General features: G+C 61.1%; 11 protein-coding genes. 4 read left to right on the top strand and 7 right to left on the bottom strand.

The window, feature by feature from the left end; translation table 11 throughout:
- Genes tssE through tssB form a run of 3 tightly spaced genes read right to left on the bottom strand, consistent with a single transcriptional unit; the run spans position 1 to position 2,416 of the window.
- Positions 1 to 411 (bottom strand): type VI secretion system baseplate subunit TssE, encoded by a 411-nt coding sequence (gene tssE / locus N5D53_RS04650; RefSeq protein ID WP_121783149.1) that lies wholly within the window; start codon positions 409 to 411, stop codon positions 1 to 3.
- The gene (tssC, locus tag N5D53_RS04645) at positions 408 to 1,895 is read right to left on the bottom strand and encodes a type VI secretion system contractile sheath large subunit (RefSeq protein WP_104886372.1); all 1,488 of its coding nucleotides are present in this window, start codon (positions 1,893 to 1,895) and stop codon (positions 408 to 410) included. The genes tssE and tssC overlap by 4 nt, the downstream gene beginning before the upstream one ends.
- 17 nt (positions 1,896 to 1,912) lie before the next feature.
- A complete protein-coding gene (gene tssB, locus N5D53_RS04640) occupies positions 1,913 to 2,416 on the bottom strand; it encodes a type VI secretion system contractile sheath small subunit (RefSeq protein WP_190869563.1) in 504 nt (167 codons plus the stop codon).
- A gap of 273 nt (positions 2,417 to 2,689) precedes the next feature.
- On the opposite strand from tssB, the gene vasI reads away from it, so the two are divergent.
- Genes vasI through tssM form a run of 3 tightly spaced genes read left to right on the top strand, consistent with a single transcriptional unit; the run spans position 2,690 to position 8,399 of the window.
- Positions 2,690 to 3,322 carry a type VI secretion system-associated protein VasI gene (gene vasI, locus N5D53_RS04635; RefSeq protein WP_266023688.1) on the top strand — a complete coding sequence of 211 codons (633 nt, stop codon included), beginning with the start codon at positions 2,690 to 2,692 and terminating at the stop codon, positions 3,320 to 3,322.
- Positions 3,310 to 4,776: a type VI secretion system protein TssA gene (tssA, locus tag N5D53_RS04630; protein WP_266023686.1), complete on the top strand. Its 1,467-nt coding sequence runs from the start codon at positions 3,310 to 3,312 to the stop codon at positions 4,774 to 4,776. The genes vasI and tssA overlap by 13 nt, the downstream gene beginning before the upstream one ends.
- On the top strand, positions 4,773 to 8,399 hold the full coding sequence (tssM, locus tag N5D53_RS04625; RefSeq protein WP_190869562.1) for a type VI secretion system membrane subunit TssM: 3,627 nt from the start codon (positions 4,773 to 4,775) through the stop codon (positions 8,397 to 8,399). The genes tssA and tssM overlap by 4 nt, the downstream gene beginning before the upstream one ends.
- A gap of 120 nt (positions 8,400 to 8,519) precedes the next feature.
- Here the strand turns inward: tssM and N5D53_RS04620 are convergent, their stop codons facing one another.
- Together N5D53_RS04620 and N5D53_RS04615 are read right to left on the bottom strand one after the other, a co-directional pair.
- A complete protein-coding gene (locus N5D53_RS04620) occupies positions 8,520 to 9,035 on the bottom strand; it encodes a DUF4880 domain-containing protein (protein ID WP_104961278.1) in 516 nt (171 codons plus the stop codon).
- 448 nt (positions 9,036 to 9,483) lie between these two features.
- Positions 9,484 to 9,783 (bottom strand): hypothetical protein, encoded by a 300-nt coding sequence (locus N5D53_RS04615; RefSeq protein WP_010954861.1) that lies wholly within the window; start codon positions 9,781 to 9,783, stop codon positions 9,484 to 9,486.
- A gap of 87 nt (positions 9,784 to 9,870) precedes the next feature.
- On the opposite strand from N5D53_RS04615, the gene N5D53_RS04610 reads away from it, so the two are divergent.
- Positions 9,871 to 10,575 carry a LexA family transcriptional regulator gene (locus N5D53_RS04610; protein ID WP_190869561.1) on the top strand — a complete coding sequence of 235 codons (705 nt, stop codon included), beginning with the start codon at positions 9,871 to 9,873 and terminating at the stop codon, positions 10,573 to 10,575.
- Positions 10,576 to 11,168: 593 nt separating this feature from the next.
- On the opposite strand, the gene N5D53_RS04605 is transcribed toward N5D53_RS04610, so the two are convergent.
- Positions 11,169 to 13,121: an acetyl/propionyl/methylcrotonyl-CoA carboxylase subunit alpha gene (locus N5D53_RS04605; protein ID WP_190869560.1), complete on the bottom strand. Its 1,953-nt coding sequence runs from the start codon at positions 13,119 to 13,121 to the stop codon at positions 11,169 to 11,171.
- Positions 13,118 to 13,933, bottom strand: a complete 816-nt coding sequence (locus tag N5D53_RS04600; protein WP_003251320.1) for a gamma-carboxygeranoyl-CoA hydratase — start codon at positions 13,931 to 13,933, stop codon at positions 13,118 to 13,120. Before N5D53_RS04600 ends, N5D53_RS04605 begins: the two co-directional genes overlap by 4 nt.
- Position 13,934 lies beyond the last annotated feature (1 nt).

Raw genomic sequence — 13,934 nt, 5'->3', positions numbered from 1 at the left:
TCACCTCACTCGGGTGTAGCGGTTGTGTCCGTTTACCAGCAGCTCCAGCTGCAACTGCTCTGCCTGGTTGTTGACCTGCACCTGGCAGTCGAGCCTGAAATGCAGTTCCAACGGGGCGTGACAATCCGGTACCGCTTTGAGCGCGCGCACGTGGATGCGCGGTTCAAAGCGCTGGAGGGTGCGGCGGATATCGGCGCTCACTTGCTGCAGCAGGTCGCCACTGCTGACGTCATGCCCGTTGAAGTCGCGCAGGCCAAGCTCGGGGCTGCTCTGGGAGCAGCCTTGGCGAGCGTTCAGCAACGTTTCGAGGTGGCGCTTGATGGCCGCGAACTTGTGCGAAGCGCTTTCCTGGCGAGACGGCTCCCGGATGGCGGACGGGTCCGCCATCAAGCGATCGAAGAAACCACTCATTGCGTGTCGAGCCGGCCTACCAGGGAAATTTCGAAGTTCGCGCCCATGTACTTGAAGTGCGGGCGCACGGCGAGCGAGACCTGGTACCAGCCCGGATCACCCGCCACGTCCGAGACCTCGACCCTGGCAGCACGCAACGGCCGACGGCTGCGCACATCGGCCGAAGGGTTTTCCTGGTCGGCGACGTATTGCTTGATCCATTTGTTGAGTTCGGACTCAAGGTCCCGTCGCTCCTTCCAGCTGCCGATCTGCTCGCGCTGCAACACCTTGATGTAGTGGGCCAGGCGATTGACGATGAACAGGTAGGGCAGTTGGGTGCCGAGCTTGTAGTTGGTCTGTGCCTGCAGGCCTTCGGGTGTCTTGGGGAAGTTTTTCGGCTTTTGCACCGAGTTGGCTGAGAAGAACGCGGCGTTGTCGCTGTCCTTGCGCATGGTCAGGGCGATAAAGCCCTCTTCGGCCAGCTCGAATTCCTTGCGGTCGGAAATCAGTACCTCGGTAGGAATCTTGGCCTGCAGTTGGCCCAGCGATTCGTACAGATGTACCGGCAGGCCTTCGACGGCACCACCCGATTGCGGGCCGATGATGTTGGGGCACCAGCGGTAGCGGGCAAAGCTGTCGTTGATGCAGCTGGCCAACAGGAAGGCTGAGCTGCCCCACAGGTAATTGTCGTGCCGGCCGTTGATGTTCTCATCGTAATTGAAGCTGCTGATCGGCTGGTCTTGGTGATGGTAGGCGGAGCGCAGCATGAAGCGCGGCCCGGTCAGCGCGATGTGGCGGGCATCTTCGCTCTCGCGGAACGCGCGCCACTTGGCATGCCGTGGGCCGGCGAAGATGTCTTTGATTTCTTTCAGATTGGGTAGCGCTTCGAAGCTGCTCAGGTTGAAGAACTCCGGGGAGGGTGCCGCAATGAAGGGCGCATGCGACATGGCACCGACGGACGCCATGTAGCTCAACAGTTTGATATCAGGCGAAGAGGGGCCGAAGTTGTAGTTGCCAACCATTGCCGCGACCGGCTCGCCACCGAACTGGCCGTAGCCGGCGGTATAGACGTGTTTATAAATACCACTGCAGGTAATGTCGGCGGCGTTCTCGAAGTCATCGAGCAGGTCTTCCTTGCTGACGTGCAAGACTTCGAGCTTGATGTTCTCGCGAAAGTCCGTACGGTCGACCAGAAGTTTGAGGCTTCGCCACGCGGATTCAAGTTGCTGGAACGCGGGTTCATGCAGAATGGCATCCATCTGCTTGCTGAGGACCCGATCCAGCTCGGCAATCATCTGGTCGACGCGGTGTTTGTTGATCAATTGATCTGGGTCATGACTTTTCAGAATTTCGGCAATGAAGGCGGATACACCCTGCCTGGCCACTTGGTAACCCTCTTGTGTGGGAACCAACTTGGTCTCTGCCATGATCTGGTCGAGCAAGGTGGCATTGCTCAGTGTTTCGGCCTGTGTTTCAACAGTGACAGTTGTGCTTGGCTTTGGCATGGGGACGCTCCGTTGTCTCAGTCGGCTTTTGGCGCTTCAAGTACCAGGTCCAGTTCTTGCGCGAGTTGCTTGCGGGCATGCGCGTCGTTCAGAAGAAGCTGCAACTGTTTGCGGAAGGTGGGCACGTTGCCCAGCGGGCCTTTCAGGGCGACCAGCGCTTCACGCAGCTGCAGCAGCTTGTTCAGCTCGGGCACCTGGCGTGCGATGCGGTCTGGCCCGAAGTCCTGGATGGACTTGAATTGCAGGTTGACTGCCAGCTCTGCATCCGGAGTAGCGCCAAGCGCGGAGGGCACCGACATGGCCAGGCTCACATTGGCGTCGTTCAACACGTTGTTGAAGGTGTGTTTATCGATGCGCATGACCTGACGGTCTTCGAGGGAGCGGCTGTCGTCGAGGCCGAAGTCACCCAGCACCATCATCTTGTGCGGCAGCTCTACCTCGGCCTGCTCGTCACCGGTGGCGGGCACATATTTGATGTTGATGCGTTCTTTGGGTGCAACGGAGCCGGAGGATTTAGTCATGGTTATATATCTTTTTAGTGTGGTTTTTATATGTAGGACGCTTCCTACAAGTAAGCTTGCGCGTTAAACGTTTAATAAACATGATTTCTGAGATTTGAGTTGTTCGTTGCGTAAAAACCATGCGCTGGATAATCGTCGAGCGTCGAGTTCAAATATGTAACAAAATAAATTCTTGAATAGAATTGAGTTTATGTACTAGCCTCTTTTCCGCTGTTGGGATGGCTGGGTTAATTCCCGGGTATGTGTACGATTGAGTGGGAGAGTTAAGGTGAGATGATTATTCGTTATGCAGGTGGCGTCGGACTTTCATTCCTGTTCTTGTTAATGCCTGCCTTGACCCGTGCATCGCAGGACTGCCCACGGATCGTGTCCAATATCGAACGCCTGGCGTGTTTCGATCAGGCGGCGGGTACGCCGGGATTCACGCCGCACCGACAGTGGTCAGCGCAGGAACTGGAAGCGCCCACGTTGCGTCGCGTATTGATCCATGAGACGGGGCGGGCGCCCGAGGACTTGATGTTTCGCCTCAGGTCTGAAGAAGGCGGGCTCCTGATCTCTGCACCTGCGATTGCTTCAGTTGCACCGCACCCCTACCTGATCATCAGCTGCGTGCAGAACATCTCGAGGTTGCAACTGGTCACCGCCCAACCCGTCGATGCCAGCCGAGTGCAGGTGCGGTTGAGAGGGGAGCGGGGCGCTACTGTACCCACACCGTGGCAAGTGATGGAAAACGGCCAAGTGCTCGACGCCGGCAGAGGCCTGCCGGGTATCGAGCAGATCAAGCAATTGATCGGGGCCCATCGCATTCACGTAGAGAGCGACAACCCTGCCGTTGATGGACTCGTTTTTGACGCTCAGGGGCTGGACCCGCTTATCGACGAGGCTCGCAAGGCATGTCGCTGGTAGCTGATGTCGAGGCGCAAGAAATCACACGGTTGCTCGCACCCATCGATGCCCAGGTGCCGGCGGGGCTGTTCGATGGGGAAGACGAAACCTACCAGGCCATTGACCAGGAGATGGTCAAGCTGGGTGGGCTGCAGGAAGCGTCTATCGACTGGGACTACATCGAGGAGGCCTCCGGTCAGTACCTGGAGCGACAGTGCAAGCATCTGCGGATCGTCGCGCACTTGAGCGTTGCGTGGCTGCGCAGTGGTTGTTGGGAGCGCTGGGGGTTCACCTTGGCGTTGCTGGGCGGAATGATCGAAGGCTATTGGGAAACCGCTCATCCAGCGCCTGGCCCGAAGGGCTTCCTGACCAAGCGCAAGGTCGTTGGCCTGGTGCTCAATCGCTTGATCGATGCGCTGCCGCGCCTTGATCGTTTCACTTACACCCCGGCTCACGCCGCAGCGGCGAAGGGTGCATTGGCCCGTTTGCTACGTCAGCAGGAAGCCGCCCAGCTTGACCCGGCTGTTCTGGGTGAGCTGGAGCGCCTGTTGCGCAAACACACGGCGCTTGCCAACGGTATTGGCGAGTGCGATGCGCCCAAGAACCCGGTGGAGAGCCCCCAACCTGCGCCGCTGGTGGATGTCATCGCCACGCCGAAACCCTGCATGTCGATCGGTAACGAGCGCGAGACGCGCCGAGCCATCCTGAGCATGGCCGAGCTGATCAACCAGCAGGACCCTTACGACCCGACCGGCTACCAACTGCGTCGCTTCGGTCTGTGGGCCCACATTCAGGCCGCACCGCAAACCCGGCAGGGCAACCGTACAGAGTTGATGGCAGTGCCGCGGGATATTGCCAGCGACTACGAGGAGGCCATAGCCGGTACCGTAATCGACGCGGCGTTGCTCCAGCGGGTTGAAAAAAGTGTGTCGGCTTCGCCCTTCTGGATTCGCGGCAGCTTTCTTGCCGCAACCGCCGCGTCGCGGCTGGCGATGGGCGAAGTGGCTGAGGCCATCCGTGCGGCGACCGCTCGTTTCGTGCTGCGCATGCCAGCGCTGCAGCAGCTGTGCTTCAGCGACGGTCGGGTTTTTGTCGACGACCAATGCCTGGCCTGGCTCAAAGGGGCAGACGGGCAATCCGAGCAAGCCGGAGCTTCCCAAGAGTTCACCAGCCTTCGCGAAGAACTGGTCAGCCAGCTGGAAAGCGGCGGCGTAGAACCGGTGTTGCTAAGGCTGCAGGGGATGCAGGCAGATTTTCGAGCCCCTCGCGAGCGCTGCCATACCACCGTTATTGCAGCTGACCTGTTGGCCGCACGAGGCGTGTCCTGGTTAGCCCAGGACCTGTGCGCCGGGGTAGCGCGCACGATGCAGCAAACCACCGCCAGCGACTGGGAGCCCGAGGTATTCCAGCGGCTTCAACAATACGCGTCCTCCCACGTGCTGGCCGATCGGAACAAGGAGCAGGAGCCTCGATGAGTCAACTCTGGAAGTACCTCAAACGTTGGGGCTGGCCGCTGATGACCCGTATCGGTCTGGCAATGCCGCTGCTACTTGGGCTTGGCGCTGTGCTGATGCTGGTCGCCATCTGGTGGCTCGGCCCGCAATGGACGTGGCGCGATCAGCAGCCGTTGGCCAGTGTGGCGCATCGTAGTATGGCCAGCCTGGTGTTCGTGTTGGTGGCGCTGTTGTGCTGGCTGGTTGTCTTGAGAACGCGCTTTCGCCGCTTGCAAGCAGAACGTCAGCAGGCGATGGCTGCCGAGGTGGATCCGGCGCAACCGTTCGTTCATGCACAAGAGAAGGCGTTGAGCCAAGGGCTCGCACGCTACCTGGACAATGCCGGTGGGCGTCGCGCGCTGTACCGATTGCCGTGGTACCTCGTGCTGGGCGCCAGGCAGGCCGGCAAGAGCAGCTTTATTGACTGCACCGATCAAAGTTTCTCGTTGACCCGCATCGACAAGGCGCAGGCACGGGGACGGCCAGCGCAGGCGCTCGCCTACCCCGTGGGGTGGTGGATCAGCAATGACGCGGTGATCATCGACCCGCCCGGTGCCTTTATCAGCCAGAACGGCCCCGCAGATTCGCTGGGCAGTGACTCCACTGACGTTGAGTCTTCGGTACCGTCTGGAACCCAAGCCAAACTGTGGCAGCATCTGTTGGATTGGCTGCAGCGCAATCGAAGCCAGAGAGCCCTAAACGGCCTGGTGCTGGTTGTCGACCTGCCCGCGCTGCTGCACGGTACCGTCGAGCAACGCACGGCACTTGCCCACCTGCTGCGCACACGTCTTTACGAGGCGAGCAGCCAGTTGGGCTCGCGCTTGCCGCTGTATGTCGTGTTGAGCAAATTCGATCTGCTGGACGGCTTCGACCAATTCTACAGCAAGCTTTCGGCCGCCAAGCGCAACAGCCTGTTTGGATTCACGTTCAAGCTGGATGCTGTCGACACCTTCGACGCTTGGCTGGGCGAGTATGGCGAACACTACGATCGGTTGCTGGAGCAGCTGTTCGAGCAGGTGATCGATCATCTGGACGTGCAGGGTAGCCCTGCGTTGCGTTCACGTCTCTACTCACTGCATAGGCAGTTGCTCGGGTTGCGTCCAATGCTGTTGAGTTTTCTGCGCGAGACCTTGGCAAGTGACCGTTTCACCACCCCGGCGCTGGTGCGCGGTGTGTATTGGTCGTCAGTCGTACAGCACGGTGACGTGCGCAACGCCTTTGTCCGTGAGGCGGCGCAGCCTTACAAGACCAGCCTCCCCTTGCTGGAGGGCAAGGCGCAGGGCAAGGCGTTGGCCTACTTCATTCAACAGGCCTTTGGGCGGGTCATCTACAAGGAGGCCGGCCTTGCCGGCGACAACGTCAGGGTGGCACGGCGCAAGCGCCAATTGCTGTGGGTGGGTGCTTCTGTAGGCGTTCTGGCCTTCTGTGTCGCTATTGCCAGCTGGCATCGTTACTTCGACATCAATGGCATCAAGGCCGCCAGCGTGCTGGCCAAGAGCCGGGAGTACAGCCATCACGAAGTGGATCAGCGTCTGGACCCGACCGGGCGCAACTTGCTGGAGCCGCTGGACCAGATCCGCGATGCGGTAGCAGTGTTTGGCGACTACCGCGCTGCGTGGCCGGGTGTTGCGGATCTGGGGCTGTACCAGGGCCGTGCCATCGGGCCGACCGTTGATGAGGCGTACCTCAGTTTGTTGTCCAGGCGTTTCTTGCCTGCGTTGGCCAGCGGCGTGATCGATGCCATGGATGCGGCGCCCCCCGGCAGCGAGCAGCAAATGGCCGCGCTCCGGGTTTACCGGATGATCGAGGATCGCCGGAACCGCCGAGCGGAATGGGTCGAAGACTGGATGGCGCGACAGTGGCAACAGGCCTTCCCCGGCCAGGGGCAGCTGCAACGTGACCTCATGCGGCACCTGAAGTATGCCCTGGCCTACGCGGATACCGACCTGCCGCAGTATCGCCAGCGTGTCAGCCACGTGCAGCAGACATTGCGTAAGGTGCCGTTGCCACAACGCGTGTATGCGGGCCTGAAGCAGCAGGCCCAGGAACAGTTGCATACCGGTCTGGACCTGCGTCATCAGGTGGGGCCTGCGTTCGATGTCGTTTACCAGCTGTCTTCCGGGTCGAGCCAGGGCGACAATGGTGTTTTGCTGGCGCCCATGCTCACCGCCAAAGGCTTCAAGGAGTATTTTGAACCGCGTAGTCAGCGCTTTACGGAAATGGCAATGATCGACCAGTGGGCACTGGGGGAACGTGCTCAACTGGACTACTCCGATGCCGACCAGGCTGCGCTGAACGAGCGCCTGCGCAACCTGTACAGCGCCGACTACATCGCCAGTTGGCGCCGCGCCTTGAACGCATTCTCCGTGGCGGATTTTCGAGACCTGGATCATGGCATCACGATCCTTGAACAGTTGGCCGGGCCAGCGGCGCCGTTGCACCGATTGCTGGAGACGGTTCGCGACAACAGTTCGCTGTTATCACCAATGAATGTTGGCGTGGCGGATGAGGCCCCCTCGCTTGTTTCGGTCAACGGCAAGCCCGAGCAACAACAGGCGCTGGCCATCCAGCGGGCGTTTGCAGGCTTGAACGCCATGTTGCACGCTGCAGGCGAAAAGCCGAGCTACTACGATGAAACCCACGCAGCCATAGCCGCCGTCCACGACTATGCCAAGGCGGTACAGGGTAGCCCAGACCGAGGCAAGGCCGCGCTGCACGCGGTGCATCAGCGCTTTTCAATGACCGGGCACGACCCCATCGGCACCTTGCAACGCGTCGCCACTGGCTTGCCGGAGCCAATCAATCATCACGTCAGAAAGGTGGCAGAGCAAACGGCGCAAGTGCTGAACGTTGAAGCGCTGCGCGAGCTGGAGCGACGGTGGGATGCTGAAGTCTACAGCTTCTTCCAGCAGCGCCTGGCCGAGCGCTACCCATTCGTCGTCAGGGCACCCGACGCTTCGCTGGAAGACTTTGAAGCGTTCTTTGGACCGAATGGGCGACTGCAGCAGTTCCAGGATCAATACCTGAAGCTCTTTCTCAAGGACAATCTGGAGGCCTTGCAGGCTGGTCTGCAGGGGCGTTCCCTGATCCGTACTGATGTGATCGAGCAGCTGAAACTGGCTGATCGCATCCGCGAAACGTTCTTTGATCAGCGCGGTAACCTCAGCGTGCAGTTCAGCATCGAGCCATTGGGGCTCAGTGCAAATCAACGCACCAGCCTGCTGGATCTGGATGGGCAGCTGATTTCCTACACCCACGGCCCAAGCCAGATCACCGGCATTGTCTGGCCCAATACCTTGGGGCAACACGTGCGCAGCAACCTGACCCTGCTCAGGCAGAACGGCAATAGCAGCAGCCTGGAGTATCGAGGGCCTTGGTCGATGTTCCGCCTGCTGAGCCGCGGTTCGCTCAATGGACGTACGGCAACCAGCGTGGACCTGAGCTTCAGGACGGGTGATGGTGTGATGCGCTACCGGCTGAACGCGGAAAAGGCTTTCAACCCAATTACTCAACAACCGTTCAAAGGTTTTCGGTTGCCCCGAGGGTTGTTGCAACAGCCAGCCAGGGTGGTGTTGGTCGAACAGGCGGATGTGCCTGTCATATAAGCAGGAGGTGGTGCAAAACGAAGCGCGAGTCCAGGCGCGGCATTACTGTACCCAGGGTATTGAGCAACTGAAGTCGGGCATGCGCTCGGGCAGGGACTTACAGGCATGTTGAAGCGCTGATCAAGCCCAGAACCCAACCAGCACCAACGCCGCCACACCCAGCCCGACCGCAACCGAGCAGCCACCCAGCGACAGCGCCGCCCGGCCTTGCCGATACCAGCCGTCATGGCCCAATTGCCGTGCCGGCGCCAGCAGGCTGCGCCACCGCAGTTCCGTATCGTGAAACGCCTGCAAGTTCGCTGTATCGGCATCCAGCCAGCGGCGGAAGTCGATACGCTCGCACGCCGTCACCTGCGGGCTCTGCAAGCGCACATACCATTGCCCGGCCACGCTCGCCAGCACATCCCGGCGCGAGCGGCCAGCTTGCAGCGCCTGGCCCATGTTGCGCTCGATACTCGCCAGTGGCAGGTCAAGGCGCACAGCAATGCTGGCGAAGTCCAGCTGATCGAGGCGGTTAAGCAGGAATACTTGCTGTACGCGCCGTGGTAGCCGCTTCAGTGCATGCAGCAGGGCATCGTCGGCATCATGCTCGGCAGCAGGAGTGGGGTGCTCAAGGGGCAGCAGCAGACGGGTCATGGACAGCTCCTTGCTCTATAAAGGGGAGGAGGGGGCATCTTCCTTGATGCGGAAACAGCGTAGTAGAAACGAGATTGATTCTCAAGTGCTGATTCCGCAAAGTTTTGTAACGAGCGTTCACGCCCTGAAACACCTTTGCTATCATGCGCGCCATCACGATCTTCATTAGCCTGAAGAGCCAAAAAAAAGACCCGGCAAAAAAGCCGGGTCAAAAACCGTGATTAGCCTGATGAGGAGATAATCTGAGAGCGACCTAAGCTTTCAGGTTATCCAGCGGATCTCGCGATCAGCTGAGTGCAATAATAATCGTTATCATTTGGCAGTCAAATGAATTTTCGCTAATCCGGTAAAAAAGTTTTACCGGCGCGCTTCCTTGTCCCGGCAATCGGGGCTTTTGCCGTTACGCGGCCATCACGTTCTCTCCCTCCTTTCTTGTCTATAAACCCGGTCACTCGGTGTGTTTGTGCTCCAGCAGTGCGCGAGCCATGTCCATCATGTGCATCAACGCGAACGTCAGTTCGCGCTGGCTGCCGTGCTGGTGGGTGGCGGTTTCCTGGGCGGTGGCCGCAGCGCAGCGCAGCAGGGCGATGGCGTGTTCCTTGGCCTGTTCGCCGGTTACGCCTTCGTGCAGGGTCCAGATCCTGTTGTCCAGGGTGGGCCGCGGTGGGTTGGGGTTGAGGTAATAGTCGAGCGCGCGGCGGGCTGCTTCGCTGTCGAGATCTGTTTCGTCGTTTTTCGGTAGTTTCATCCTGATACCTGCCGGAGCCAGTAGGGAAGGGGTCAGGTCGATGGTAATACCTACAGTATTTTTATTCTTCCCGATAAATAATACTGAATGTTTATTGAGCGCTTGAAGGCAGTCCGTATCGTGCCAGCGATGAATATGGATAAATGGATTGCCCTCGTCCGTGACCGGATGGAGGAGCTAGGGCTCACTCAAGAGCAGCTTGCCGAGCGCGTTGGTGTGTCTCAAGGCAGTGTCGGTCATTGGGTGAACAAGCGGCGTCAGCCGAAAATCGAATCGATGAACCGCACGTTCGTCGAGATTGGCATGCCTCATTACAACGTCAGCCTGCAGCTGCGTATCCAGGGGCAGGTTGGCGAGGAGCGTAGTGTTTACGAGATAGCAGACGATGATGAACTCGACCTCATGCGGTACATCGTTTGCTTCCGTTACCCGGTGCTGGGTTGGAGTGAGTTAGAGGCTGCGACGGCTGTAGAGCCTGCTGTTTTCGAGCAGACTGACTACCTGGCACAGGGCAAGGCGTTCTGGCTAACCGTGGAAAACGATGCCATGAGCGCTGTCAGTGGCCGCAGTGTGCCGCAGGGCATGCGGATGCTGGTGGACCCAGGTGTAGAGGCTGAGGCGGGGCGTTTGGTTATCGCTCGTCAGCCGGGCAAGCCGGCGATTTTCCGCGAGCTGGCCGAGGAAGGTGGGCAGCGTTATCTGAAGGCATTGAACAGTAACTACCCGGCGCTGTTGTGCGAAGACGGTTGCGAATTTCTTGGGGTGGTCGTGCGGGTGCATGGGGCCTTTTGAAAGGGTTTGAGTAGCGGCGGCAACGGGGAACGGCGGGTGGAAGTTGGCCAGCAGGGCCGGCCCTTTCGCGGGTGAACCCGCTCCTACACGCGGCCTGCGCCCAATCACCGATGTGTGTCCACCCCCGATCGGGTGTAGGAGCGGGTTTACCCGCGAATACGGTGGCGCCGGCAACAGTGAACGGCTGGTGGAGATTGGCCGGCAGGACCGGCCCTTTCGCGGGTAAACCCGCTCCTACACGCGGCCTGCGCCCAATCACCGATGTGTGTCCACCCCCGATAGGTGCGGGTTTACCCGCGAATACGGTGGCGGCAGCAACGGTGAACGGCGGGTGGAAATTGGCCGGCAGGACCGGCCCTTTCGCGGGTGAACCCGCTCCTACACGCGGCCTGCGCCCAATCACCGATGTGTGTCCACCCCCAATCAGGTGTAGGAGCGGGTTTACCCGCGAATACGGTAGCGGCGGCAACGGTGAACAGCGGGTGAAGATTGGCCGGCAGGCCCGGCCCTTTCGCGGGTAAACCCGCTCCTACGGGCTGTTGCAGGGGCGGCCTTGTGTTGCGTTAGGGCCGCAAAGCGGCCCTCCGGCACCGTTATTCCACCAGTTCGACCAGCACAGTCCCTTCGCTGACCATATCCCCCTCCAGGCAGAACAGCGCCTTCACCGTGCCGGCATGCGGCGCACGAATGCTGTGCTCCATCTTCATGGCCTCCAGTACCACCAGCGCAGTACCGGCTTCCACCACCTGGCCAGGTTCGACCAGCACCCGCACGATACTGCCGTTCATGGGCGCACCCATCCCACCCTGATGGCTGTGGCTGGCTTCAGCCTCGGCAATCGGGTCGAAAGCTTCGATGGCATGCATTTCACCATCCCAGTGCAGGTACAGCGTGCCACCCCGACGGATTGCCAGATGCTGGCGACGCACGCCGTTCTGGTCATGCACCAACTGCTCACCTTGCAGCTGCCAGGTAGAAGCAGCGCTGCGTTCCAGGGCCACTGCCTGATCTTGCCCAGCGCTCACCAGATGCAAGCTGCTGCGTGCCGGTAGGCCCACGCGCAGGCCGTTACGCCCGCCCCAAGGTGAATGGCGGTCGTCTTCGCGCTGATGGACCCCCTGGCCCTGCAGCCACGCCTCTGCCGCCGCTTCCCAGAAGGCTGCCGGCAGTGCTTGCGGCGCAGGCAGCAGAACCGCCTGATGACGCGGAATGAAGCCGGTATCCAGCTCCGCCGCAGCAAATGCCGGGTGGGCGAGAATGCGCCGCAGGAAGGCAATGTTGGTCTTCAGCCCGCCAATGGCAAACTCGTCGAGCATGGCCAGCAAGCGCAGGCGTGCCTGTTCGCGGTTTTCACCCCAGGCGATCAGCTTACCCAGCATCGGGTCGTAGAACGGCGACACCACATCGCCTTCGCTGACCCCGCTGTCCACCCGCCGGCCTTCGCCAGGCGCCGATTCACGGTACAGCGCCAATTTGCCGGTCGCGGGTAAGAAATCGTTGGCCGGGTCTTCGGCATACAGGCGTACTTCGATGGCATGGCCGATCAGCGGCACCTGTTCCTGTGTGATCGGCAGGGCTTCGCCGCAGGCCACGCGAATTTGCCAGGCAACAAGGTCCAGGCCGGTTATGGCCTCGGTGACCGGGTGTTCCACCTGCAGGCGAGTGTTCATCTCCATGAAGAAGAATTCGCCACGTGCATCAAGCAGAAACTCCACGGTGCCGGCACCCACGTAACCGATAGCCTGAGCGGCACGCACCGCCGCTTCGCCCATGGCCCGGCGCAGTTCGGGCGACAGGCCGGGGGCAGGGGCCTCTTCCACCACCTTCTGGTGGCGGCGCTGAATGGAACAGTCGCGTTCGTTGAGGTACAGGCAGTTGCCGTGCTGGTCGGCGAACACCTGAATCTCCACGTGGCGTGGCTTGAGCACGTACTTTTCCACCAGCATGCGCGCATCGCCGAACGACGACTGTGCCTCACGCTGGGCCGAGGCCAGGGCGTCGGCCAGTTGGCTTTCTTCCTCGACCACTTTCATGCCCTTGCCACCGCCACCAGCGCTGGCCTTGAGCAGCACCGGGTAGCCGATGCGTTCGGCCGCAGCGCGGAAGGTGTCCAGGTCCTGGGCCTCGCCGTGGTAGCCCGGCACCAACGGCACGCCGGCCGCTTCCATCAGTGCCTTGGCTGCCGATTTGCTGCCCATGGCGTCGATGGCGCTGGCCGGTGGGCCGAGGAATATCAGCCCGGCCTGCTCGATGGCGCGGGCGAAACCTGCGTTCTCGGACAGAAAGCCATAACCTGGGTGGATAGCCTGGGCGCCGCTGGCCTTGGCTGCTGCCAGCAGCTTGTCGACCAGCAGGTAGCTTTCGGCAGCCTTTGTGCCGCCCAGGTCGACGCGGATGTCAGCTTCGCGGCTATGCCGGGCGTCACGGTCGGTGGCGCTGTGCACGGCAACAGTGGTCAGGCCCATGGCCTTGGCGGTGCGCATCACCCGGCAGGCGATTTCGCCGCGGTTGGCGACCAGCAGGGTGGTCAAAGCGGGGCGGCTCATGGGCGCGGCTCCTTCTTGTCAACGGTTTGCCAGGCAGGGCGGCGTTTTTCCAGGAAAGCGCGCAGGCCCTCCTGGCCTTCGGCGCTGACGCGGATGCGGGCGATGGTGTTTTCGCAGTAACGGCGCAGGGCCGGGCTGAGTTCGCCGTCGTCCACTTCGCGCAGCAAGTCCTTGGTGGCGCGCAATGCTTGTGGGCTGTTCTGCAGCAGGTTGCTTACCCAGGCTTCCACGTGGTCGTCCAGTTCGCTGGCCGGGTATACCTCGGCCAACAGGCCAAGTTCGCGGGCGCGCACGCCAGTGAAACGCTCGGCGGTGAGGGCGTAGCGGCGCGCGGCGCGTTCGCCAATGGCCTTGACCACGAACGGGCTGATCACCGCCGGGGCCAGGCCGATGCGTACTTCCGACAGGCACAGCTGGGCGTCTTCGGCGCCGATGGCCATGTCGCAGCAGCTGATCAGGCCCAGCGCGCCGCCGAAGGCTGCGCCTTGCACCACGGCCAGGGTCGGGGCCTTGAGGCGGTGCAGGGCGTACATCAGCTCACCCAGTTCGTGGGCGTCATCCAGGTTGGTGTTGAAGTCCAGTTGTGCCGACTGCTGCATCCAGGCCAGGTCGGCACCGGCGCTGAAGTGCCGGCCACGACCGCGCAGCAGCACAAAGCGCAGGCTGGCGTCTTCGGCCAACTGGTCGATGGCCACGATCAGCTCGCGGATCATCTGCGCGTTGAAGGCGTTGTTCTTGTCCTCGCGGCTTAACCACAGGGTGGCGAAGCCGCGTGGGTCGCGGATCACTTCGAGGGTGCTGAAATCGCTCATG

The sequence above is a fragment of the Pseudomonas sp. GD03862 genome (genome assembly GCF_029840855.1).
GTDB classification, from domain to species: Bacteria; Pseudomonadota; Gammaproteobacteria; order Pseudomonadales; family Pseudomonadaceae; genus Aquipseudomonas; species Aquipseudomonas alloputida.
Note: the sequence above shows the minus strand (reverse complement) of the source record. Positions and strands in the feature narration are given on the sequence as shown.